General features: G+C 35.7%; 25 protein-coding genes. 11 read left to right on the top strand and 14 right to left on the bottom strand.

Annotated elements, in window-relative coordinates:
- Positions 1 to 220: 220 nt before the first annotated feature.
- Positions 221 to 517: a DUF378 domain-containing protein gene (locus KHA99_RS08370; RefSeq protein WP_213117010.1), complete on the top strand. Its 297-nt coding sequence runs from the start codon at positions 221 to 223 to the stop codon at positions 515 to 517.
- A 602-nt stretch (positions 518 to 1,119) separates the two neighbouring features.
- Here KHA99_RS08370 and KHA99_RS08365 read toward each other — a convergent pair.
- The 9 genes from KHA99_RS08365 to KHA99_RS08325 all read right to left on the bottom strand — a co-directional run bounded on the left by KHA99_RS08365 (position 1,120) and on the right by KHA99_RS08325 (position 10,546).
- Positions 1,120 to 2,091, bottom strand: coding sequence for an SPFH domain-containing protein (locus KHA99_RS08365; protein ID WP_213117009.1), 972 nt, complete (start codon positions 2,089 to 2,091; stop codon positions 1,120 to 1,122).
- A 20-nt stretch (positions 2,092 to 2,111) separates the two neighbouring features.
- Positions 2,112 to 2,978: a TPM domain-containing protein gene (locus KHA99_RS08360; protein ID WP_307852023.1), complete on the bottom strand. Its 867-nt coding sequence runs from the start codon at positions 2,976 to 2,978 to the stop codon at positions 2,112 to 2,114.
- The gene (locus KHA99_RS08355) at positions 2,975 to 4,003 is read right to left on the bottom strand and encodes a TFIIB-type zinc ribbon-containing protein (RefSeq protein ID WP_213117008.1); all 1,029 of its coding nucleotides are present in this window, start codon (positions 4,001 to 4,003) and stop codon (positions 2,975 to 2,977) included. Before KHA99_RS08355 ends, KHA99_RS08360 begins: the two co-directional genes overlap by 4 nt.
- A gap of 44 nt (positions 4,004 to 4,047) precedes the next feature.
- Positions 4,048 to 4,470 carry a PspA/IM30 family protein gene (locus KHA99_RS08350; protein ID WP_213117007.1) on the bottom strand — a complete coding sequence of 141 codons (423 nt, stop codon included), beginning with the start codon at positions 4,468 to 4,470 and terminating at the stop codon, positions 4,048 to 4,050.
- A 260-nt stretch (positions 4,471 to 4,730) separates the two neighbouring features.
- Positions 4,731 to 5,951: a Shedu immune nuclease family protein gene (locus KHA99_RS08345; RefSeq protein WP_213117006.1), complete on the bottom strand. Its 1,221-nt coding sequence runs from the start codon at positions 5,949 to 5,951 to the stop codon at positions 4,731 to 4,733.
- 20 nt (positions 5,952 to 5,971) lie between these two features.
- Positions 5,972 to 7,117, bottom strand: a complete 1,146-nt coding sequence (locus KHA99_RS08340; RefSeq protein ID WP_213117005.1) for a hypothetical protein — start codon at positions 7,115 to 7,117, stop codon at positions 5,972 to 5,974.
- A gap of 78 nt (positions 7,118 to 7,195) precedes the next feature.
- Complete coding sequence (locus KHA99_RS08335; RefSeq protein WP_213117004.1) at positions 7,196 to 7,876, bottom strand: uracil-DNA glycosylase family protein; 681 nt, start codon at positions 7,874 to 7,876, stop codon at positions 7,196 to 7,198.
- Positions 7,877 to 7,962: 86 nt separating this feature from the next.
- Positions 7,963 to 8,280, bottom strand: a complete 318-nt coding sequence (locus KHA99_RS08330; RefSeq protein ID WP_213117003.1) for a hypothetical protein — start codon at positions 8,278 to 8,280, stop codon at positions 7,963 to 7,965.
- Between the two features lie 37 nt (positions 8,281 to 8,317).
- Complete coding sequence (locus KHA99_RS08325) at positions 8,318 to 10,546, bottom strand: hypothetical protein (RefSeq protein WP_213117002.1); 2,229 nt, start codon at positions 10,544 to 10,546, stop codon at positions 8,318 to 8,320.
- A gap of 217 nt (positions 10,547 to 10,763) precedes the next feature.
- Here KHA99_RS08325 and KHA99_RS08320 point away from each other — a divergent pair, with 217 nt between their 5' ends.
- From KHA99_RS08320 to KHA99_RS08280, 10 genes are all read left to right on the top strand, one after another.
- On the top strand, positions 10,764 to 11,156 hold the full coding sequence (locus KHA99_RS08320; RefSeq protein WP_213117001.1) for a hypothetical protein: 393 nt from the start codon (positions 10,764 to 10,766) through the stop codon (positions 11,154 to 11,156).
- Positions 11,157 to 11,655: 499 nt separating this feature from the next.
- On the top strand, positions 11,656 to 11,955 hold the full coding sequence (locus tag KHA99_RS08315; RefSeq protein ID WP_213117000.1) for a hypothetical protein: 300 nt from the start codon (positions 11,656 to 11,658) through the stop codon (positions 11,953 to 11,955).
- Positions 11,956 to 11,963: 8 nt separating this feature from the next.
- Positions 11,964 to 12,734: a hypothetical protein gene (locus KHA99_RS08310; RefSeq protein ID WP_213116999.1), complete on the top strand. Its 771-nt coding sequence runs from the start codon at positions 11,964 to 11,966 to the stop codon at positions 12,732 to 12,734.
- Between the two features lie 243 nt (positions 12,735 to 12,977).
- A complete protein-coding gene (locus KHA99_RS08305) occupies positions 12,978 to 13,550 on the top strand; it encodes a hypothetical protein (RefSeq protein ID WP_213116998.1) in 573 nt (190 codons plus the stop codon).
- An 87-nt stretch (positions 13,551 to 13,637) separates the two neighbouring features.
- Positions 13,638 to 14,138 (top strand): hypothetical protein, encoded by a 501-nt coding sequence (locus tag KHA99_RS08300; protein WP_213116997.1) that lies wholly within the window; start codon positions 13,638 to 13,640, stop codon positions 14,136 to 14,138.
- A 103-nt stretch (positions 14,139 to 14,241) separates the two neighbouring features.
- Positions 14,242 to 14,712 (top strand): hypothetical protein, encoded by a 471-nt coding sequence (locus KHA99_RS08295; protein ID WP_213116996.1) that lies wholly within the window; start codon positions 14,242 to 14,244, stop codon positions 14,710 to 14,712.
- A 94-nt stretch (positions 14,713 to 14,806) separates the two neighbouring features.
- Entirely contained in the window at positions 14,807 to 17,308 is a 2,502-nt protein-coding gene (locus KHA99_RS08290) for an AICE element replication initiation protein (RefSeq protein ID WP_213116995.1), read from the top strand.
- Positions 17,309 to 17,451: 143 nt separating this feature from the next.
- Positions 17,452 to 17,580 (top strand): hypothetical protein, encoded by a 129-nt coding sequence (locus tag KHA99_RS31165; RefSeq protein ID WP_261363783.1) that lies wholly within the window; start codon positions 17,452 to 17,454, stop codon positions 17,578 to 17,580.
- Positions 17,581 to 17,635: 55 nt separating this feature from the next.
- Complete coding sequence (locus tag KHA99_RS08285) at positions 17,636 to 19,189, top strand: recombinase family protein (RefSeq protein WP_213116994.1); 1,554 nt, start codon at positions 17,636 to 17,638, stop codon at positions 19,187 to 19,189.
- 52 nt (positions 19,190 to 19,241) lie between these two features.
- Positions 19,242 to 20,888: a recombinase family protein gene (locus tag KHA99_RS08280; protein ID WP_213116993.1), complete on the top strand. Its 1,647-nt coding sequence runs from the start codon at positions 19,242 to 19,244 to the stop codon at positions 20,886 to 20,888.
- 163 nt (positions 20,889 to 21,051) lie between these two features.
- Here the strand turns inward: KHA99_RS08280 and KHA99_RS08275 are convergent, their stop codons facing one another.
- Genes KHA99_RS08275 through radC form a run of 5 tightly spaced genes read right to left on the bottom strand, consistent with a single transcriptional unit; the run spans position 21,052 to position 22,857 of the window.
- The gene (locus KHA99_RS08275) at positions 21,052 to 21,360 is read right to left on the bottom strand and encodes a DUF960 family protein (protein ID WP_213116992.1); all 309 of its coding nucleotides are present in this window, start codon (positions 21,358 to 21,360) and stop codon (positions 21,052 to 21,054) included.
- The gene (locus tag KHA99_RS08270) at positions 21,353 to 21,739 is read right to left on the bottom strand and encodes a hypothetical protein (RefSeq protein WP_213116991.1); all 387 of its coding nucleotides are present in this window, start codon (positions 21,737 to 21,739) and stop codon (positions 21,353 to 21,355) included. Before KHA99_RS08270 ends, KHA99_RS08275 begins: the two co-directional genes overlap by 8 nt.
- Positions 21,740 to 21,793: 54 nt before the next feature.
- Positions 21,794 to 21,997 (bottom strand): hypothetical protein, encoded by a 204-nt coding sequence (locus KHA99_RS08265; RefSeq protein ID WP_213116990.1) that lies wholly within the window; start codon positions 21,995 to 21,997, stop codon positions 21,794 to 21,796.
- Positions 21,998 to 22,035: 38 nt separating this feature from the next.
- Positions 22,036 to 22,335, bottom strand: coding sequence for a hypothetical protein (locus KHA99_RS08260; RefSeq protein ID WP_213116989.1), 300 nt, complete (start codon positions 22,333 to 22,335; stop codon positions 22,036 to 22,038).
- A 15-nt stretch (positions 22,336 to 22,350) separates the two neighbouring features.
- On the bottom strand, positions 22,351 to 22,857 hold the full coding sequence (gene radC, locus KHA99_RS08255) for a RadC family protein (protein WP_213116988.1): 507 nt from the start codon (positions 22,855 to 22,857) through the stop codon (positions 22,351 to 22,353).
- Positions 22,858 to 22,879: the final 22 nt, after the last annotated feature.

The raw sequence follows: 22,879 nt of genomic DNA, 5'->3' as shown, positions 1-22,879 counted from the left end.
TCGTTCTCTGGTCTCATTTTTTTTATGTAACAAAAGGGAAAAACTATAAGACTGACAAAGGCTTGGTTTTTACCAAGCCTTTCTCTTGAGATTATGAAATATTCCGAGTACACCTTTAAATCCAGTAGGTCATGCAAAATCTTTATCTCTTCATATCTTCACACATATATTGAATGAAAACAAAATCTTACACAAAAGATAGTAAAAAGGAGGTGAATACATGAGAGTTTTGCAAAGATTAGCCTTATTTTTAGTTATTGTAGGCGCCATTAACTGGGGATTAATTGGTTTTTTTCAATTTGATTTGGTAGCAGCTATTTTTGGTGGGCAAGCATCCTTTTTGTCAAGAGTCATTTATAGCCTTGTCGGGCTAAGTGGACTGATCTGTTTAAGCCTTCTGTTTGCACCCATGCGAAGTGAAGATCATGACCGATATCAAGAGGGGAACAGAAACTTAAATTATGCAACTGAATTTGGCGAAGAAAACGATTTATCTGAATTCAAAAAAAAGGACTAAAAATAAACAATCAGGAGGAAAAATCCTCCTGATTGTTATTAAAACAGACTACAACCTTAATATATGGAATGGTCTCTGTTTTGAATCATATGCTCCACAAGAAGACCTCAGTATTACCCAATCACGATAATCCACTATTTACAACCCAAATTCAACATATAAAAGTTTTTTATAATATATTATATATTTTTTGCATTTTATTTATTTCCACTATTGCCTTATGATTGGTCTGTAGCAATTGATAATTACTTCCTTAAACCCTGGATTAGACCTTATGAAAGCAAGGTTTAAGGTGGCATATTGATAGACGGCAGTTTCTGTCTGCAGGACAGAAATAACTTAAAAATAAGGAGAGGAATTTTTATGTGGATTATAACTTGTTATTGCGATTCAAATATTTCTATGTTTGAATTTAAAACAGAACAAGAAGCAAGAGAGACTCTCAAAAAAATGAAGGGCTATAAAGTTCTTTCTGAGGTTGTATACTTCAATGATCCTTGTTTTCAGCAGGAATCAGCTTAAGATTAAGGCTGGTTCATTGTAAACTATAACGAAAGGCCCATGTTTTTGCATGGGCTTTTTCGTTATATCTTATCTTCATTTTATCCAAGCTTTTGCCCACAGTTTGAGCAGAAATTGGTCCCTTCCGCTTTAATGCCGCAATTCGGGCAAAAATTGGGTCTCTTTTGACCGTCCGCCCTTGCCGAAGACGGTTCAGAAACAGGCTGATTGGGAGATTGCTGATTCATCATTTTACCTGCGATATTCATCCCCATCATCATCCCCGCTATATCAGAGGCTGCTCCTCCGCCGCTCATCTTGCCGGCGGCCATGCCATCTGTGAGTGAGATTTGCTGATAGCGATTAACGTCACTAACCATTCCATGTGAAGCATTTTTGGTTATCATATCTTGAATCTCTTTTGGATAACTAAAGCTCATGACATTAAACCCAGTAATCGAGATTCCGCTTTTCAGCATCTCCATATCTAAATCCTCTTGAATGCCTTTAGAAATGTCGAAGGAGTTGGCCTGCAGGTTGAACATATCCTTTCCTTCCTTCGTAATCCACTTCATCAGGAGCTGGTCGAGGACCGTTGTGATTCGGATTTTAACATCCTCCACTAAATATTGCTCGCGGACACCAGCAATTTGATCAATCAAAGCCATATAATCATTCACTTTAAAATTAAACGTTCCATTCGCCCGAATCGGCAGACCGCCCGGAAGCCCTAAAGTGGGAATATTAATCGCATTTTGTGTTCCCCATTTGACCACAAACTCTTTGGTATTCACAAATAGCACTTCTACCCGCATGCCGCTGTTAAACCCAAACTTGAACCCCTTTAATGTGGATAAGAAAGGAATGATTTGCGACTCAATATCATACTCACCTTCATCGCGAAAAATCCCTTCAATTTTTCCATTGTTAAAAAAAATCGCATCCTGGCCGGGACGGATGATTAGTTTACTTCCCTTTTTAATTTCGCGGTTGCCCCACTTATAAAAAATCATATCATCTCTGAATTCCTGCCATTCTACTACATTTGCAAATTGGCTTTTAAAAAAAGACATCTACGATCTGCTCCTTTCTATTAAAACTTACCTCTGCTGCCACTATGTGAATGCCCGCCGCTTGTTATGCCGCCACCGCCGCTATTTGTATTATTAGACGGTTTCCTCTGCCTTGTTACTATTTGTCTAATAAAGTTATCGGACCGGTTAACTACTTTTGATCGATTGCTATCCATATAGGTTCGTGCATTTACCGTAACCTTGCCTCCAGCGCGGTAGGCCATTATCACTACAACAACCCCCGCCATGATCAGCGAGACAATTAATTGAAACCACCATTGAAAGAATATATTTTTAGAGGGAATGCCTCCGAAGTCATAACCATTATTCTCTTCCGGGCTTCCAATTGATCCATTGCCCGTATAGCTATCCTTTCCGTTTTCCGGCTCATTGCCCATATATTCATAGGCCCTATTTAAGAATGTTGAGAAAGCATCAAAATATTGACCGTCTGATAAATCAGGAGTAATTTCCCCACGAATTAGATCAAGCCGGCTATCATCCAAATACTGCTCAGCTTTTTTAAAACCAGCCAAATATACATCACGTTCATTCATGTCGATGGCTAGGATCGCTGTATTTCCATGCGGCTGGTCGTATCCTGGACCATACTCATCATAGAAATCCTCTACATACTGGACAACATCCTTCCCTTTCGTGTCATCTAAGCTGATGATGATAAAAGCGGTCTCACTCTCTTTCCCCATTTCACTAGCTAAATGTTGAAGTTCCGCCGACTCTCCATCCGTTAACAAATGAGCATAGTCGTATATATAATGATTCCGGTCAAAGGTTTCTGCCTTTGCTGTTGACATTCCCCATGGCAAAACCAACAGCAGCATCATCAATATGATAAGACTTCGTTTTTGCATATGACTTACCCTCACCAAAATCCGCCTCCCATCATAAAAGAGACACATTTTAAAGCAAAGAAAGTTCCCACCGCAATGCCGCTAAACCACGCAGTTACTTTACCTGTGCTGATTGGCGGTTTGCCGACAACTTTACCCGTCTGTCCATTCATCGCAAAAGTATAGTCAGATTTATTATAATCATAGCTTATCATCCAGACTGGCAATAACACATAATTGCTTTTTACATTTCTCGTATCAATGTGCTTAGTTTTATAATGGGTTGAATGATAGCCTGAAAAGGTAGATGCAATATAGGACTCTATATAGCTGCTGATTTTATCCTTCGCCCTTGGAAGTAGCTCTTCATCTGTAAAATTGTATTTTTCCGCAATATACCCTGCCAAATAAGGTGTCTTAAAATCCTTTAATTGATCATAGGGATAGGGCTCCAATTTATCCATTAATTCATCATTCATTTTTACAGATGCATCAACTGGAATCTTGAGATAATCTAAATTGATATCACGGAAGGCATCATAGTACTGTGTTTCAGTATAAATATATTCTCCCTGTGTATAGGTTCTAACCTTTGTACATTCTGCGCTTACCTGCACTTTACTATTTAAATCAAACAACCAAAACGGCACATACATCCCTGTAATACTTTTTATCCTGTCTGCTGTCATAAAGCCTTTTGGAGTAAGTAAACCTTTTCGACACCATTTTTGAAATGCTGCCATTGATTCTTCCTTGCTAATCGTAAAAGGAATTACTTTTGCAGGTACAAGCTGGCCTGATAAGCGGTCGGCAATGACGACAGCCGCTCCGCAATAACTGCAGCTTGTTGCTGCTGTCTCAGCTGTCGTAAGAAGAACCGCTCCACAGTTCTCACAATGGTATTCATTAGCTTCATCGACTGAAAATCTTGCAGTCACCAGCTCTTCCGGATAATTTTCAATATTTTCATGTTTGCCACAACTTTGGCAGGACAGATCGCCTGATTCAGAATCAAACCTCATCTCACTCCCACAGCTGGGACATTTATAATGAAGGATCACGGTCAAATCACCCCTTTTATATCAAAAAAATGTATAGGAAGCGGTCAAAAGTCGCTCCTTTTAATAGATTCCAATTCACTGATATCACCAGCAAGTTTATCATGTATTGGTTTCATCTGCTGGGTTTTCGATGAAGCCAACTGATGGGCTACTTGCAATTCAGATAATTTTGCCGCCATAGCTGACTTTTTCTCCTGAAACTTTCTTACATCTCGTTCATTGCCATCATCCAGAGCCTTAATGGAGTATCGTTCCATTTTCTCGATACCCTCTTGGCATTCATTTAATTCCCGCTTCAAGCGCTGCTCTTCTGCCAACATGGATGCCATTTCTGCCTTTACCTTCCCTAAATCCCTATTGAGGTCTCGTAAGTTCTGCTCAATCACTTTTTCCGGATCTTCTGTCTTATCCAAGAAGGCATCAATTTTGTTTTCCATTATATCCTTAATCCTCGAAAAAACGCCCATTGTTTTCAGCCCTTCCTATAAGAGAAACAACACTACATTATACTGTCTAATTTTATTAAAAGTTTCATTTCCTTGAAACAATTTCCATAGACAATATAAAAGCAGTGGATTTCATAACTGAAATCACACTGCTTTAGAAGATGAAAAAGAGGCACTATAACAAAAAAACTCATTCACTTATGATACGGTTCACCGTAACAGGTATATCGGCGAAAAAAATTAATGGTCATTTTAGGAAATGCCTTATATTATTTGATCCTTTATATGTGCAGTAGTTTTTTAGCTACAATACTCATATAGCTTCTTATTCGCTCAAAAAGTTCATCATAAGTAACTATATCAATTGACTTTAACTCATTTCGGAAAATTTCAAATGAACGATTTTTAGCTCCATCCAAGGAATTTGTATTACCAATGACTAGTAAACAACGGGGATTGTACAAATGTAACAAATCAGGTCTACCGGCTCCAGCTTCAATTTGCCTTCTGAGTAAATCACTATAACTCTTTAATACCTCATCCTTATAGGATAATATTTGTGCAATAGCTGAGGAAAACTCTGCCGAGGTAGCAAAAACATTATGATGGTTGGTCTTTGTCATAAGAGTTGTCATTGGAGTTTTAATTTCCACTATAGCCAAATTATTTGTAAGGATACTATTCAAAATAAAGTCTGGGTACTTTGCACCTGACCTTTCAAAGGTTTGTCCACCAGTGTAACATTGTTCGCCATAAATTACATTTGGTATGCCAAAACATTGACTTAAGATCCAGGGGAACTTTGTACCAAACAATTCCTGCCAATCCTCTTCTTTAGGATTGGAATAGTTATTTTCCCAAAATTCAATAACCTCAAGGAAACCTTCAAGACCTACTAAATAGCACCTAAACTTTTCTATGAAATTTATAGCTAACCGATGAGCATCGTCAAAAAAGGAATTAAAATCTAAATTACTAATTTTCCATGTTAACTTAGCAGTTAATTGATTTTGAATAAAAGGATCACTGCTAATTCTCACTTCAATATTCCTCTCTGTACTGAATTTAACTATTTCCTGTTCTAAACGGTTAATATTAAATCCCGGAATAGAGTTATTTAATAGCAGGTCTATAGCAAATACATTATCACCATGAGTATTTTTCCCTACATAATAACCTTTTATATTATCCCAATTATTATCCTTATCATATTCTGTAGGATAATAAAAAAGTGTTTTATCAGGTATTTGGGTAAATGCTGCTTTTCTTAAGGAATTGTATAGTTTTTCATTAATTATAATCTTGGTTGTTTTTTCTGTAGCTTCAACATTTGTTCCTTCTTCGGTTTCAGTTGTTTCTGTCTGTTCTGTAATTTCCTCTGTTAAATTGTAAATATTATATCCATGTTCTCCATTAGGTGCTTGGTCCGAGCTATAATACTCAAATTCATAAACTGTTTCGCCATTATATATAATAGTATTTTTACTAAATTGAAACGACACAAAAATCTCTCCCATACCAATTACTTAAAATAATTATATAAAGATTTAATCCACACTATAAATTTTCTAATAAAATATACAAGGCCCTTACTATTTTCTGAATTACTCCACTCGAATATTATTCGATTCTTTTTTATTAATGGGAAGGTGGGTAATGGTAATTTTATTGGATATTTAGCAAATGGGTTTGCTAAATATCTAACCTGTAATTTTGGTAAACCTCCATCCCCCCATTTTAATTCACAATATAAAACACCCGTTAAAGAAGTGTTTTTTGGGGCATTTTCTCCTCTTGGCATTAACAATCCACCCTGTCCAAGAACTTCAATGTGTTCTTTTGTTGTTGGATTGTATTTTACAATAGGCGGCCCATATAATACTTCTGCTACATCGTCCCAATCAACTCCAAAATCAGCACTTTTACAAATTGCAACGAACATTGGTCCTGCCCACTTATATTTAGTAAGTTTAGATTTAATTCTTTTTTCAATTGATTTATTAGGTTCAATTCCTTCCGCAGGGCCTAATATTGCAAATGAAAGGTTTTCTTTCTGACGATTATTTCTAGGCACAGGTACAAAAACGCCAACATATCCGAAATCATCCATTACAAGTTCTTCTTCTGGTCCAATATTTTCAATGTCAAGGCTATCTAAATAATCAATTAATGCCTTTTTAATCTTTTTTCTTTTAAGATTATGTAGGTCAATATTTTCATACGAAACACAAACATCGTAATAGTGTTCAATTTCTTTCAAGTAATTAAGCAAATCATCAATAGCTGTCTTTGATTTTCCTCTTTCTTCAGGATCAAATAATGTTACAACATCCAATAATGCTTTTTTTCCTTGTATGTCCCATAATAATTCTGGCGTTTTACCATCCTCCAATTCCGGATCACAGTCAACTTTACCAAGACTTTCACAAAAATCATAAACAAAAAGCTCATGGATTTGGGCAAGAAACTCTTTATCGTTCAAACTTCTTAATCGAGAATAATAAGATGCTTTCTTCTCTTCATCAATTTTTTCAAACCATTCCTCAAGGTAAAGCTTAAAATTTTTATACTGCTCGTTTACCTCTTTAGCAACATAAACAACTAGTGGTGATTTCCAGCTTTTTTCAGGCTGAGGTAACCCACTAATAAATTCCTCATCATATAACATTTATTTCAATTTTCCTTTCTACCAAATCACGTTTTGGTTTACTTCAAAATAGCAAAAATCACTGGTTCTTGATTTATTTTAATAAATTTGGTCCATATATAATTCTATTTCTTTCCCTAATCGAGATTTTGCATAGTCATCCAACCGATGAATCATTCCTGTATTAATAATTATTACATTATAATTCTCTTCGCCTTTTTTATAAGATCCTATATAACTTGTATATTTAATACTGCTTCCATCTGATAAGACAGGATTAGGTATTAGTTTTGAGATAACATCTGCAACAGGCCTTCCATGGCATATTATAATTTTGGGAAACTCTAAATCTTTAGAATCCAGTTGACTTTTCAAATGATTTGTACAATTACTAATTATATTTTTTAAAGCAATTGAACTATCCAAGTCCTTAAATGAGTCTGATGTCCAAGAGGGAGAAAAACATTTTACCAAATCTGTATGTGCAACCCCATTTTCCTTACCAAACAAATTAAAGAGTTTCATTGAAACCTTTTGAAATCTACCGAAATAATCGGTCTGTTTATACTTGTTTTTATCATTTTCTAGCGAGAAGCCATGAATAAAGTGGTTCAATTTATCCCCAACAAAATGATTCCCACTTTGTTCAACAGGACCAGCTGGATTTACTCCTATAAGCCAAATTTTACTGTTAGGATATCCAAAGAAAAATTCTGTTGGATTATAATCACGATTATAATTAGTTTTACAGGATATTGAATAGATACAGGAGCAACTCAAAACTACCGCCTCCTAAGTTTATTAACATTACAAATAGGGGTCTTTTATAGACCCCATATATGCAATTAATTAATTGACAAGTTATTTTAACCGTTATTTATGATACTTCTAATATCATTTAATTTTTGCTGACTATCCTTATATCTGCTATACAAATGAAAGATAAGTTCATTAATCTCTTCTATTAATTCTTCTCGATCCTTTTGTTTGTTAGCACTAGATAGTTTATTTAACCTTGCAGTTATCATCCTTTTTACCCCAACAGAGCTTCTCTCGCCTGCTCCGTAAACTTCTGTATACACCTCCCAATAGTCGTATTCGGGAAAGTCTTCAGCCCATATTTTTGAAATATGCTTTCCTTCTCTTGCAAGTCGGACCATTACATCTGCATCCTTTTTGTTCAAGTTTATCCCCCCATATCAATTAACAACTTAATTTTATTTAAATAGCACTGCTAGCTTCTTCTTCCTTTATTGCTTCAATTGCGTCTTCAATAATAGTCTTGATTTCCTCCAATAAATCTCCGGAGAACGAATCATAAATTATTCTTGACTTTGGAATTGCTTTTTCAAATATACTTCTAATTTCACTTGCTCTAGGAACTGTTGATCCAGTCCCTTTATAGTTAAAGGCTATTATCCATTGAGGATGGTTATCAATTTTAATTCTTTTAAATACTAGTTGGTTTATTTTATTTGAGATTGCTTCGGATAACCCTTGTAATATGCTTAACTTACTTTCTTCTGGTACAGCGATTGACCAGTCTTTTGGAGCATTGATAAACTCATTAATTCTTTGCATTAAATAGCTTGATAGATCACTAGCGGGTTTAAGATCATTATATTCCACAATATTTGGCCAGTTCGCCAATCGGTTTGATAGTGCTTTTATTCGCATCCAATGCTGTTTTGGAAATTGAGACGGTCTTAATCCCAATAATCCAAGCCATTTCTGCATAAATAAATCTTCAGTTTCATTAATAGCAAGAACAAGCCTGCCAAAGTCATATTCTGGGATAGCTTTAGATTCGTTTGGGAACTGCAATTCCTCTTTTATGGATTTGCTGCATAGCGACTCTATAAAGCGATCCATTTCTTCCTTTAATTCATCTGGTGTGTTTTGCAACTCATTAGTATTTGGAAAGAAAAAGGTGAAATTATACAAATGGTCTCTAAGCTGACGAATTAGTTTAGAATTTAAATTGTACGCTTCCTGCATTGCTTCTATTGCGCCTGTTTGGATACCCATTACATGATCTATACGATCCTCGTCATCTATCATATTAGAACCTTCGACCTGATCAAATCGTGTGTAAACAACCATCAACTTTTCTAATTGTCCACGAGAAATTGCCTCCCGAAGAATCACCTTTGGGATATCTAACATTGGCTGTGATGCATTATCAACTAGTACAACCGCATCTGTTTCCTTAAAACGGTTTGTTACTTCCATAGGAATACTTGTAGTTATGTTTGAGTCGTGCCCAATTCCTTCACCATCTATAAGAACTAGTTGTGGCGAATCATCATTAGTCCACCAACTCGGTTTAAATGGTCCTTGAAGTCGCACTCCATTTACTACTGGAGCAAGTAATTGACCAAATCGTCTGCCTTCATTCCCAGCAAACCATCTCATCATTTTAATAACTTCCCACTTATCTTCTGATTCATGGTACCAATAGATTGGCCATCCACGATTATCACGTTGAAATGCCCCAAATTTAATTACACCGAACCGATTTTTTATTAATCTCAAAATATGTTGTACTAGATCATTAAATCTCTCTGTATCTTCTCTTACCCAAACCTCATATAGGAGATCAATTATTTCATCAATATTATCACCATCTGGTGGGAACTCGTTTCTAGCTTCATCAGCTAGTTGCTTAATTTCATTTATAATGTAATCAAGTTCAGTTTGTAGCTCCAATTGATCTGGATATGGTATTTCTAAAACTTCCTGGTGATTTTCTTTATTAATACTTGAGCGCCTTCCAGTAGAACGATACTGGCCTAAAAAGTAACTCAAACGAAATCGTTGCTCCGGATGTGACAAAAGTGCCTTGGCAACATTTTTAACGTCTTCCCCAATGATTGCTCTTCGAAAAGCTTCCCAAACACTTTCTTCGATTAGCTTAATAGTTTGAGCCTGAGATATAAATGTAACTACGCCCTTCCAACTTCCCTCAGAAAATACATACTCTGTATTGCAAGTTGTTGTTCTACTTGCTGATATGGCAGGAAAACTAATTTCATCTGGATCTGTACCAATCAGTTGCCTAATAACAGTTGTTTTCCCCGCCCCTGTTGTCCCTAGTAACATAACACGGGAATAGCCATCAATATTATTAGGGAGCTTAATTTTTGAATCTCTAAGCTCCCATGAATCAGTTAGAATGTCTTCTTCCATCTGATCGTAAAAAATCTCAACAACCCTTGGCATAAAATTTGAAAGGGCTCTGTTCCGCTCGTTTAATGACCAGAATGTATCATCGGCAAGTAAGCGATTTAAATCATTAACTACATTTTGTGCTTCGTCCTGGTTAGTACCTAATCCACGTCTTATTTTTCTTCCTTGTTTTCCTTCACGATCTTTTAATATCGGGTGCCTAAATTCCACTGCCCAACTATTAACTCCACTTTTTGTTAAACGTGCAGAATAAGAAGCCATTCAACATCCCTCCAATGTTCCTGATTGTTCCAACCTTCCTACATTTACCATTATAGGAACATTGAGGAACATTGTATATATTTACTTTTCAACAAATTAGTTGGTTTTTTGACAAATACTTGAAAAATTTGATTTTTTAATTTATTCACTAATGTATAATAAGGTTATCGTGTCTTGTTCTCAAATTTAACTCTTATTGGTAAGGTAGGTGGAAAAAATGAGTAAAAATTCATCTAAAGAAAGTCTAGAGATTATTAATGTTAATGCGGAAATAATAGATACCAAAAAAACGAGTTCATTTGGAAAAACGCTGGTAATAGAAACAGGGAAGGCAGTGATTCCTGTTATTGCTGACTACATGAGGCAAAGATTAGCTTCCGATTTAGAAATCCAGAAGCAGATTAGAAATGATAAAAGATTACAATTAAATCAACGTGCTGAATCATTATTAACATTAATTGATAAAGAAGAGGCAAAGGAAAATTTTGACCAACAAAGAATTGACAGATGGTGTGAAGAATTAGAAGAAATATGGAAAAAACAGGATGAACTCGATGCAAAGAGTGATGGATTTTTAAAAGTAGTGCTAAATAAATTTTTAAATTGGTAACTTCCAAGGCAGCAAAATAAAGTAATTCCAATCATTCGCTAAAGCGCCTTCACACCCCTTGTTTTATCTGTTTCATGAGATAGTTGCACATATGAATGGATTGCACGTTGAGATACCGGTGCCTATCACTCCCTGATACGGTGCCCAGTGTCAATTACTCAATTTTCTATCAACATATTTGCTCGTTGGATGAATGGATGGCCTGCCTAGACTTGGTTCTAGCAGGCTTTTTTTATTTGGCGTATCTTCGGGTGTTTGTAAGATTTCAGAGATTGATTTAGGCTTCCAAGCCTATCATGCCCGCCTCTCCATAGCAAGTGCAGGTCTCGTCCATCTTGCTTTTTTAGGTGGCTCTGAAATATGGCAGAGGTGGCTCTTTTGAATGGCTGTAAACATAAAAACGCCTCCCAGTACTTAGTAGCATTGATTAATCCTTCGCAGATATCGTATTGTATAGTCATCAATAATAATTGCAAATCATTAGTTTGAGGTGACAACTTTGGGAAGAACAAGTGAATATGATAAATTGGCTGATAAAAGCAATTTAACTCGAGAAGAAATTATAAAAAATATGCTAAACAAAATGGAGCTTACTCCTAAGGAATTTGCAAAAGTGCTTCTGACGGACGAAAAAACTGTTAAAAATAGGATAAAAAAGCTATGTAGCAGTTCTGAGGGTATGTTTGAAGAGGCAGATTTTAAGGACGGGAAGCCATATAAATTTTCAAAGGAATGGAACGGTATTTTAATGGCTTTATTGGATTCTTCTGAAAATACGATGGCCGTTCAAAGGATATGAACCTTAATATGTATTTAGAGCATATTGACAGATTACTCTCTTCGATTGATACCTATATTGAAGAAGATACACAAAAGGAAATAAAAGCACACCCATTATATTCTCGATCAAAGGTTGAAAAGGAGTTATACGACCAAATTGAAAATAAATTAGGTAAGGCAATAAACATTATTACTACCATGCCTTTGTCGCTGAGATTTTCTGTTTTTGCAGGTATCCATCAGGCCTTGGATTCTTGGTATTTTCACTTAATTCAGATGTATACGACTGATTTGATTGAAAAAGCAAAATACAAACAAAATGCTATGGATATAGAAAAACAGATGATGGATCAGTTGGATAAGAGTTTAGAAGAGCTATTATTTGAAAAATTAAAACAGGAAATGGCCCTAAAAGAGCTTAAACCAATTCTTGATGAACATATTACGGATACTGTTGAAGAACAAGCCATAATTAATGCGCTATTTGAAGAATTGATAATGGAACGCTGGAGATCAGATGCTAATGAGCAAATAAAGAGTCAGGTACAGGAAGTCCAGGAGCACATTAGGAACATCCCCTCTAACAAAAGTATTCTAGATAAGGTTTCACGTGTGTTAGATGCTGATCAACCTAAAGAACAACTCCTTCTACAATGGATTGAAAAAATCCTCCGCATAACTCACCTAAACGAGCAAAACCAAAGGTCATCGGCAGCAGCAAAATATTTAATTGAAAAAACAGTAATTGAAAACGCTTCGGATGCAATCCGAGCATTAAATGAAAAAAACAATCGGTAGAGACCTTAAAAGTCTCTATTTTTTTTCGGAAAAATACGATTACCAATCTTTCCTATGTTATTCCCTCTAAATTTTAGATACTACGGATAGAAGTTTTAGTAACACTTCTTCGAAGATGCAATCGGAAAATTACACTTAGCTTTCTTTCCTGTGAAAAGAAGAGATTATAGCCGAAAATCGAGACAAGAAAGTTGCTAACAACTTTTTGAGTGCAAGTAATTTAATTTTTAGGAGGAATATTAAATGTCAAAAATTGTTTATCTATCGCTAGTGACTAAATGGAAAAGAGCGTACCAGTCGTTCGAAATGCTTCAAAAGGATTCTCTAGTATCACCATCTTACAATAAAGAGTCTTTCCCGATTGTATCCTATTTTAATCATGAAGTTCAATACACTGCTCAGGATCATACAGGACAGCTTTCTAAAGTTAGGAGCTTAGCTCCTGCAAATATTACGGTAACACCCCTAAGTAATGCTGGTGGAGAAATTGAAATTTATGAATTGCGTTGTAGTCTCCCACCAATAATAACTGGCGATTTGTCTAAAGCCAAACGAATTGTTAACGCTTTAGAAGGAGCAATAAATAGGATTTCCAAATCCCTTTATGTAGATGGTGATTATTCGGTAATTGATGGGTTACAAATGTTATTTGAAACGGAAATTAACGATTCCGTTTCAGCAGCAATTTGGAGAAAAAATGTATGTGTGGTTCAGCATAATGTCAATTCAAAAGGCTGCCTCTTTGTTCGTCTGTTCAGTAAAAATGATGATCCTTTAATTACGTTTTGGAAGCCCGAGAATTCTATTGTGCTCTAGTAGGTAATATTCACAAGTATCGTCAGTACTGACAATACTGACGATATTTTAGATTAAAAAATTATCACAGTAAAGGAGTTTTAAACTATGCAAATCCCAATTAATGAAAATATCGCTGATTTAACACTATTAAAAGCTATAGACGAGGAAATCAATGACTGTCATCTACGTGATTTAGCAGTTGCTTTAGGAGAAGAACAGATTTTTTCCCTATTAAATTCAATGGTACAAGATTCAAATTTCATTGTAGGTTTTGCCTTTAATAATATCACTTATGAACTGCAGAAGAATGATTATACTGACCTTTTCTTACCTGATCATAAGCTAAGCTTCAAGAAGCCTCTAAACCCATTTATTAGAATGAAACTAATAAAGGCTTTAAAAAGAGCTTTTGAAGTTTATGAGGTTAAGGCAGATTCCAGAGAGGTTCATATTACTTTCTATGGAAATGAGGGTCCCTTTGCTAACTCGCTTAATGAAGTTCAATACTCAACTAATAAGGTTTTAGTTCCTTATATAAAAGATAACTTACAAAGAGTCGGTATTAAAGACTACCACGTTAAGCTTCGAATTGCCAAACTCTATTAATTTATCTCAGGTATCGTCAGTAGCTTCATAATAAGCATTTTAGTAATTTAGCAAAATTATAAACTATCAAACTACTACCCATCTATAAAGGAGCGATTAATTCATGAGTAAGCAAATGAACATTGGAAAAAGCACTATTAAAAGACCTCTGGTATCAAGATCCTATCTTCCTAATGGAGAATATTTTGGAGAAATTGTAGCTGCTGAAATCATTGAAATGGATAGCCAATTTCACTCAGATGGAAAGCGTGAGGTACTAAATATAAAAGTAGAGGTTAACTCACCTACTGGTGATATCGAAACATTTTTTGTATCACCAACTCTAAGCTGGAGTTCAAAAGGTAAGATGGTTCAAATACTACAGAATTTAAATTGCCTACCTAACCCAGGCGAGGATCTCCTTCTACAGGACTTAATAGGTATTACTGTTTCCTTCATCATTGAAAACAAAACAAAGGATGATGTCACATATAGCAATATTGTTGAAATGAAGAGAGGCGGTTTCTCCACTTCTAAAGGACAAGCTATTAAAGTATCCTCTGGAACTGATTTTGAAAGTCTATTTGAGGATTAAATTTTTCCTTCTAATCTATCAATCCATAGCAGGTTACTAAATACCTGCTATGGATTTTAAAAGAAAATTTTTTGTAAAGGATGTTGATGACTAAATGGATATGGAAAGCTTTGATACCGAAATTCTTCAATCGTTACAAATTTTGAAGAAAGCCGATGATGTAACTGAACTTCGTATATTAGATAGCCCTAAAGGAACCGTAAGTGGTTATTTTGATGATATTCAGTCATTAGCCGAGAATGCACTGGATTATAACGGTAAAGCACAAATTTATATCACCTTAAATCCAGTTAACCCTGCACTTTTAGCTCGTTCAAGCAATCAGGTAAAGTTTAGGCCCAAACAGACAACATCTGATTCAGACATTTTGAAAAGAAATTGGCTCCAGATTGATTTTGATCCGGTTCGTCCTAGCGGTATATCGTCTAGTGATAGCGAACATAAGGATTCACTATTAAAAGCAAAAACGGTAAAGGCTGCTTTAAAAGAACTTGGATGGCCTGATCCGATAATCGCTAGTAGCGGGAACGGTGCACACCTTCTCTATTGTATCGATTTGCCAAATAATGAGGAAATGACAGAACTAGTAAAAAACGTTTTGTATTCCCTTGATTTTAGTTACAGTGACAACAATGTTGAAGTAGATCGGACCACTTTTAATGCAGCTCGGATTTGGAAGCTATATGGAACCATTGCTTGCAAGGGTGATAACACTGATGAAAGGCCTCATCGCCAATCAAAAATTATTAAGTACCCTGATGTCCTTAAATTGGTTACATTGGAGCAGTTAAAAGCTTTAGCAAAGGAATATCCATCAATTCAAGCTCCAACAAAACGTTTAAGGAAGGGTGAAAGCCCAAACACTTCGGTACATGATATGGAATCATGGCTTGATAGCCACAATCTAGTATATACAAAGGGCAGGTGGCAAAATAAGGCGACAAAATATGTCCTACATTCCTGCCCATGGAATGAGAGCCATTCAAATAAAAGTGCCTATGTATTGAAATTTGATGACGGTGGGATTGCTGCCGGCTGCCATCATAATAGCTGTTCAAAGGAAAATTGGAATACCCTGAGAAACAAGCTAGAGCCTAATTGGCGAAGCAATCATCAATTAGATTCCAAAGATGGTAATGAGGAGAAGCAAGCAAGTGTGTTAATTCGGCTGGCGAGTAATGCACAATACTTTTCCAATGAGTTAGAGGAATGCTTTGCAGCTATTATGAGTGTTAATGGCAATCAAATTCTTAAGCTAAAAAGCAAGAAATTTAAGCTGTGGCTGACAAAGCTATTCTTTGAAGAAACAGGCCGTCCCCCTTCTTCGGATGCAATGAATCAAGCTCTAAACGTTTTAGAAATGAAAGCCCTGCTAGAAGGTGAACAGCATTCGCTAAATCTTAGGGTATCAGAAAAGAATAATAGCTTTTATTACGATTTAGGAAATGATAGCTGGGAAACAGTCAAAGTAACATCTAATGGCTGCACGATACAAAGCGACACTCCCCTATTGTTCTACCGTACAAAAAATACTAAAGCTCAGCTGACACCTAACTTCGAGGGTAATATTGAACTGTTATTAAACCACGTTCTACTAAAGGATCGTGAAGAGCAAATATTATTTTTGGTTTATGTTGTTTCTTGCTTTGTCCCAAATATCCCGCATACCATTTTAGTTCTCAGTGGTGAAAAGGGAGCAGCTAAATCAACGACTATGCGAATGGTCCGCTCAATTATTGATCCAGCCATTCGGGATTTATTAGCTATGCCAAATAGCATCCAGGATCTAGCCCTAATCCTTTCGTCTAACTATATGCCTTGCTTTGATAACCTGGATACCCTTTCTGCTGAAAAAAGCGATTTACTATGCACCGCTGTCACTGGTGGAGGAATAAGTAAACGTACCTTATTTACCGACGATGAGGAAACGATTTTATCCTTTATGCGATGTGTAGGACTTAATGGTATCAATGTAGTAGCAACACGTTCTGATCTTCTAGATCGTTCCCTTATTCTTGATTTACAGCGTATTGATGAAACTGATCGTAAAGAAGAAAGAGAGGTCTGGTCCGACTTTGATAAGGATAAACCCTCTATTTTAGGAGGAGCACTAAATATCCTTTCAAAAGCAATGGCAATTTACCCTACAGTAAAACTAGATAAATTAGCTCGAATGGCTGATTTTACTCGGTGGGGATATGCTATCGCCGAAGCTGCTGGCTGGGGTGGAAATGTTTTTCTAGAAGCTTACTTTAATAACATAAATAAATCTAATGATGAGGCTATTTCATCCAATCCAGTAGCAGCTGCTGTTAAAGCATTAATGAGAAGTCGTCCTTCATGGAGTGGGTCTGTAACCCAACTTCTTGAAGCATTAAATAAAGTTAGTGAAAGAGAGTTAATTGATACTCACTCTAAATACTGGCCAAAAGGACCAAATATTTTAAGCCGCCGCTTAAAAGAGGTTCTATCAAACCTAAAATCTATTGGTATTTCATTTGATATTCGTCATGGTGGGGATTCGAAAATCGTTAATATATCAAATTCTAGGTATCAAAAGCTATCTAGTTCAATATCAAGGCCAGTTCAAGAGTAATTTTTTGATACTTTTAATCCAAAACATCGTCAGTATTGTCCGTATTGTCGGTACTGATGATTCCCTTGGATCTTAAAGGTTTCTATATACGAAGGAACCTAATAATCAAGCATATATTATTAATTTAGATAGGAGGAATATCCATGGATTCAACATCTTCTGAAAATCAATCTACCTATTCTCTTATCATTGATATTTTAGCTGATTTTGTTAAAGAAGCAGCTAATAAACCGGAAAAAGAGGACGAGCAAAGGAACGAGAATACTAAGTAAAAATAGCTTCATTAAAGGTCTATATTTTAGACCCTTAATGGAAAGGAGGGATATAATGCTTGTCGCTTTGTATATACGTGTCAGTACCTCAGAACAGGCAGAATTCGGATTTAGTGTTCCTGCCCAAAATAAACTGTTAAAGGAATATGCTCAACAAAATAATTGGATGATATATGACATATATACCGATAATGGTTTATCAGGTAAATCAGCCTCAAACCGACCTGAACTTCAAAGGTTACTAGAGGATGCTAAACTTGGAAAATTTCAAAAAGTATTGGTTTGGAAGATTAATAGGTTAGCCCGAAATGTAATTGATCTTTTAGAAATCACTGAAGAATTAAAGAGACATCAAGTCTCTTTACAAAGTATATCAGAACAATTTGATCTCTCCTCTTCCCTGGGCCAATTTACCCTTCAAATGATGGCTGCCGTTGGTGAACTGGAGAGAAAGACAATTGCGGAAAATATACAAATGGGGCGACATCAGCGAAATAAGAGAGGTATTTACTGTGGTGCTTCTATTTTAGGATATGAAACCAGAACAATTGCCTATCAATCTCAAAGACGGAAAACTACAGAGCTCTATATCATTCCTGAGGAAGCCCAGCTGGTAAGATCAATTTTCTTAATGTATTCAGAAGGCAAAGGGTTAAAAGCAATAGTGAATTTCTTGAATATTAATGGATTTCAGAGTAAACATCAGAAGCACTTTTCTATTAGCACTATTAGAAAAATATTAAATAATCCAGTGTATATCGGTAACATACAGTATTTCGAGCCATCGATACAACAAAATGTAACCGTAGAAGGGCATCATGAACCAATTATTTCAATGAATTTGTGGAATAAGGTTAAGAAAAGCGTAAAGAATAATCAAAAGAAACCAACAAAAGTAATTGAACGGTGTTATCCTTTATCATCAATACTTCGCTGTCCAATTTGTGACAGTAGTATGATTCCCTTCAATACTTCACAACAGCGAAAAAGTGGGCAAAGAGTTACCTATCACTACTACATTTGTAATCAATATCAAAACAAAGGTATTGCTGTTTGTAGGCCTAACTCCATTCCTGCTGATAAAATTGAACAATTAATCCTTTCAAAGCTTAAAAATATTATTAACCATCCAAGCCTATTGAAGGATATTGTCAGCCGAATCAATTCTTCTCTTGAAGAAAAACAAAAAATGCTACAAAAGCAATTCAGTAGTATTAATAAGCAATTAAAAGAAACCAAGAGTAAAAAGCAGAGGTGCTTTAGTCTATTTGAAGATGAAGTAATGGACAAAGCTACATTTGTTGATAGAATCTCCTCCTACAAAGAACAAGAAGCATCCTTCTCAAAGGAAAAGGAGCAAGTTGAAATTGAAATAAGCCAACTAAAGTTAAAGTTGGTGTCATTTCAGGAAGTACAAAGTTTGCTAATAAAATTTGAGGAGCTATGGCCCACTGCTCCAGAGGAGCAGCAAAAAGTTCTCGTGAAAAGCCTCATTGAAAAGGTAACGATTAATCAGGATCGAGAATTTGAATCCGTTAAGATTTTTTTCCAACCTGAAATTCTCCCCCTTATCGCTGATGGGTCTAATTCATTACAGCATCAAAATTAATATTAGCTTTTATAAATTTATTTTTATTATCCATGTTGAAGGAGTGAATGAAGTGTCCCAGGTTATTCTTGTAGCAATATATGCTCGTGTTTCAACAGAAGAACAAGCTGAACATGGATATTCTATCGATGCTCAGCTAGACAATTTACGAACCTACTGTAAAATGCATCAGAAGGTAATTTACAGTGAGTATGTGGATCGTGGAATAAGTGGAAAATCAACGGATGGTCGCCTTGAATTACAGCGTTTATTACGAGATGCAAAAAATAAGGAATTTGATGAAGTATTAGTTTGGAAGATTAATAGAATTAGTCGGCGAACCATTGATCTTTTAAAAATTGTGGAGGATCTTAATCGGTGCGGGATTACCTTTCGTAGCTTCTCAGAGAATTTCGAGACCGAAACCCCCATGGGGAGATTTGCATTACAAATGCTTGGTGCAGTCGGTGAATTAGAACGTAATACGATCGTTGATAATGTAAAGATGGGCATGAAGGAAAGAGCCAGATCTGGACAGTGGAATGGCGGTATTGTCCTTGGTTACCGCAGTTCACAATCTTCATTTGACCGAAAGCGGAATAATTCTAAGCTAGAAATTGTTCCCGAGGAAGCATCAATAATTAGAGATATATTTGAATTGTATGCTGCTGGTAAGGGTTTAAAGGCAATTGCCAACCATTTAAACCATAAGGGCTTTAAAACAAAGCGAGGCAATGCATTTAGCACTTCAGCTATAAAAGAAATAATCACAAACCCTGTATATATAGGTAAAATTCGCTTCAATAGGTTTGAAAATTGGAATGAAAGGAGGAGGAAAGGTAAAAATTCGGATCCTATAATTGTTGATGGAAATCATGAACCAATTATTTCACAGGGTTTATGGGATAAGGTTCAACTATTACAGCAAAAAAAATCGTCAGTATCCCCAAGACAATTCGATGGGAACTATACCTTAACTGGATTAATACGTTGCCCAAAATGTGGTGCATCAATGGTATCTAGCCGGACCATTAATAGAAATAAAAATGGTGAAAGGATTGTACGACGCTATTATTCTTGTGGGAATTTTAGAAGTAAAGGTAGCAATGTATGCAATGCCAATAGTATTCGAGCCGATGAAGCCGAGCAATACGTCTATCATCGTATTAAGGAGGTAGTGAATAATCCCAAAATACTGAAGGATATCGTTTTAACTATTAATAAACAAAAAAAGTCTAGTGTCCTACCTTTGAAAAATGAATTGCAGCAAATCGAAAAGAAGATTAGTCAATTTGAAGCAAAGCGTAAGAAGTATTTTGACCTTTATGAAGAAGATGCCATTGATAGGGAAATGCTCGTAAAGCGATTAGATGAGCTAAAAGAGGAATCAAATGCCCTATACTCCCGTAAATCAGAAATCGAATGGGACCTTGGTGACGACAATAGCCAGCCTATAGACTATGGTTTTGTAAAAACTATCCTAGAAAGACTTGATAAGGTACTCAAAGAAGCATCTTCGCAAAAAATTAAAGCCCTTTTGCATTTAATTGTTAAATGTATAGGCGTAAAGGACCGTCAAATTGAAAGGATTGAATTAAATTTTAACGAAAGCACTCAACAGCATTTTTTAGACTTAGCCCCTTCTGATTATGATTCAGGAGGGGCTAATGCTTTTCCAAAGCAAAAGCATAGCCAAGTACGTTTTTCGATTATTCTTTAACCCCTGAGGTAATGGATCATAGAAAAAAAAGAGACCTGAGAAAGCTATTTTGTCTCTTTTTTTGATATCACCTACTTGCGCTTAAGTACTTCTATTATTACTTTAGCAACCTCTACAATTAGCACATTTATTATTGGATTCACCTTATTATTGCCCCCATTCCTTAGTAGTCAGATGGAAAAAGCATTGTTGAATAGTTTCCATCATCCATAACCCATATTCTAGTTGAAAGCATTTTATTTTTTGGTACCGTCACTTTAATACAATCCTCTTTTAATGGTTCTTCTTGAGTGTTAATTATTACTTGAACCCCATCTTGAATGGTTAACTGAAAGACTTGCAAGTAATCCATTTCTGACTGACGCTTTTCTTTTAGTTCATCTATAAAATCCCAAATTAAGACTTGGATTTCAATTGGTACTTCACTATCAACTGATCTGGTAACAAACCTATTCTTTTCCTTTTCAAACATCGCCATCCTTCCCTTCTGCCCATTCAGATTGCTCCTCAAGCCAATCCTCATCCTCCTGTGAATGCAAACCTTTTAAGGAATAATATATTGCTACCTCGTCATTAAATCTGACCCCAATACGGTAAAATGTAACTTGTTCCACGTGAAACCTTTCCACGAACTCTAAATCAAAAGGGCTTCGACAAAGTCCCTTTACTCCATCATTCTTCTGGAGCACACAAAATGCTAATTCTGTCGGTACATTAAATTCGAATAGCTTCTCACCATCCCCTAAAACCTCATACAATTCCATAAATTCCTGCTTTAAATGCTCCATAAAATGAAATGGATAATCTGAATTAATTTCAGTGATGTCATTAATCGATTTAATAGTTTTCATGAGATCCCCTCCAAATAAATAAAGCCGGTCATTCTATGAATGATCGACTTTATCTTAATCAAATCTATTAGTAAACTTGTTAAAGGTCCTCCTAATTTCTTGCTCATCCAAACCCCAGGCTTGTCGTATATTTTCAGGGTCAATAATTCTAAAATGGTTTGTAAAAATATTACACTGCAATTTCCAACCATTCCTTGTTTCTAGGGTATCCCAAAACACCTTTCCTCCCGCCGTTTTCCAAGGTAAATTAGGCAGCATATTATTACCTCCATAAACTCAAATTGTATGATTTCAAGCTATAACAAAAATTCATTTACTATAGGCTGTCCATTATGAATTAACACAATATATTCTCTTACATTTGTTGCAGGATTGACGACTATACCTGCTATCCAATCATTCCCTTTATCATCCTCATAAAGCAAAGTATCAAATTGAATTGGATTAGGTAGCTGTTTTAAGTGCATAATCGGGATAAGTTTTTCATCAATCTCGTCTTGGTAAAGTTCTGTTGATTCGAAGCTGATTTTCCTTTCATCTATAGCAGTATCAGCGTGTAGACCCATAAATTTCGTGAAAAGCTGAATACTCTCCATAATCCTACCACTCCTTCAGACATATCCTTTTTCTTTTAGAGATACAAATTTATCAGCGCAAACAATTAAGTGATCCAACACCTCAATCCCTATAATCTTACCAGCCTCTATAAGCCTCTTGGTCACTTCAATATCTTCCTTACTTGGTGTAGGATCATTACTTGGATGATTATGGGCAACAATTATCGAGGCTGAGTTTGATAAAATAGCAGGCTTTAGAACCTCCCTAGGATGAACTATACTAGCGTTTAAACTTCCCATATGACACACATTAATGGCCGTTGGTTGGTTTTTAGTGTCTAAACATACAACTAAAAAGTACTCACGGTCAGCTTCTACTAAGAACTGTTTTAGTAGCTTGTAAGCACCTTCTGGAGATTTTACATTTCTTTCTGGGTACAGAAAGCTGGTTTCCTTTACAACTTTTAAACTGACGATATTGACTCTTTTTGCAGCTGACTTTGATGGAAGTGATTGTTCAAATAATTTTAGTTGTTCTTGCTTTACATTTTTATAGCTCATTCGTATTCCTCCTCAAAATAAA

It is taken from the genome of Neobacillus rhizophilus (genome assembly GCF_018343535.1).
GTDB classification, from domain to species: Bacteria; Bacillota; Bacilli; order Bacillales; family Cytobacillaceae; genus Neobacillus; species Neobacillus rhizophilus.
The sequence above is the reverse complement of the archived record's forward strand: the minus strand, read 5'-3'. Positions and strand labels throughout refer to the sequence as shown.

Coding starts and splice junctions, on each gene's coding strand:
- KHA99_RS08370 (WP_213117010.1), top strand. CDS start 221: ATGAGAGTTTTGCAAAGATTAGCCTTATTTTTAGTTATTGTAGGCGCC.
- KHA99_RS08365 (WP_213117009.1), bottom strand. CDS start 2,091: ATGTCTTTTTTTAAAAGCCAATTTGCAAATGTAGTAGAATGGCAGGAA.
- KHA99_RS08350 (WP_213117007.1), bottom strand. CDS start 4,470: ATGGGCGTTTTTTCGAGGATTAAGGATATAATGGAAAACAAAATTGAT.
- KHA99_RS08340 (WP_213117005.1), bottom strand. CDS start 7,117: ATGTTATATGATGAGGAATTTATTAGTGGGTTACCTCAGCCTGAAAAA.
- KHA99_RS08325 (WP_213117002.1), bottom strand. CDS start 10,546: ATGGCTTCTTATTCTGCACGTTTAACAAAAAGTGGAGTTAATAGTTGG.
- KHA99_RS08320 (WP_213117001.1), top strand. CDS start 10,764: ATGAGTAAAAATTCATCTAAAGAAAGTCTAGAGATTATTAATGTTAAT.
- KHA99_RS08310 (WP_213116999.1), top strand. CDS start 11,964: ATGTATTTAGAGCATATTGACAGATTACTCTCTTCGATTGATACCTAT.
- KHA99_RS08305 (WP_213116998.1), top strand. CDS start 12,978: ATGTCAAAAATTGTTTATCTATCGCTAGTGACTAAATGGAAAAGAGCG.
- KHA99_RS08300 (WP_213116997.1), top strand. CDS start 13,638: ATGCAAATCCCAATTAATGAAAATATCGCTGATTTAACACTATTAAAA.
- KHA99_RS08295 (WP_213116996.1), top strand. CDS start 14,242: ATGAGTAAGCAAATGAACATTGGAAAAAGCACTATTAAAAGACCTCTG.
- KHA99_RS08290 (WP_213116995.1), top strand. CDS start 14,807: ATGGATATGGAAAGCTTTGATACCGAAATTCTTCAATCGTTACAAATT.
- KHA99_RS31165 (WP_261363783.1), top strand. CDS start 17,452: ATGGATTCAACATCTTCTGAAAATCAATCTACCTATTCTCTTATCATT.
- KHA99_RS08285 (WP_213116994.1), top strand. CDS start 17,636: ATGCTTGTCGCTTTGTATATACGTGTCAGTACCTCAGAACAGGCAGAA.
- KHA99_RS08275 (WP_213116992.1), bottom strand. CDS start 21,360: ATGTTTGAAAAGGAAAAGAATAGGTTTGTTACCAGATCAGTTGATAGT.
- KHA99_RS08270 (WP_213116991.1), bottom strand. CDS start 21,739: ATGAAAACTATTAAATCGATTAATGACATCACTGAAATTAATTCAGAT.
- KHA99_RS08265 (WP_213116990.1), bottom strand. CDS start 21,997: ATGCTGCCTAATTTACCTTGGAAAACGGCGGGAGGAAAGGTGTTTTGG.
- KHA99_RS08260 (WP_213116989.1), bottom strand. CDS start 22,335: ATGGAGAGTATTCAGCTTTTCACGAAATTTATGGGTCTACACGCTGAT.
- radC (WP_213116988.1), bottom strand. CDS start 22,857: ATGAGCTATAAAAATGTAAAGCAAGAACAACTAAAATTATTTGAACAA.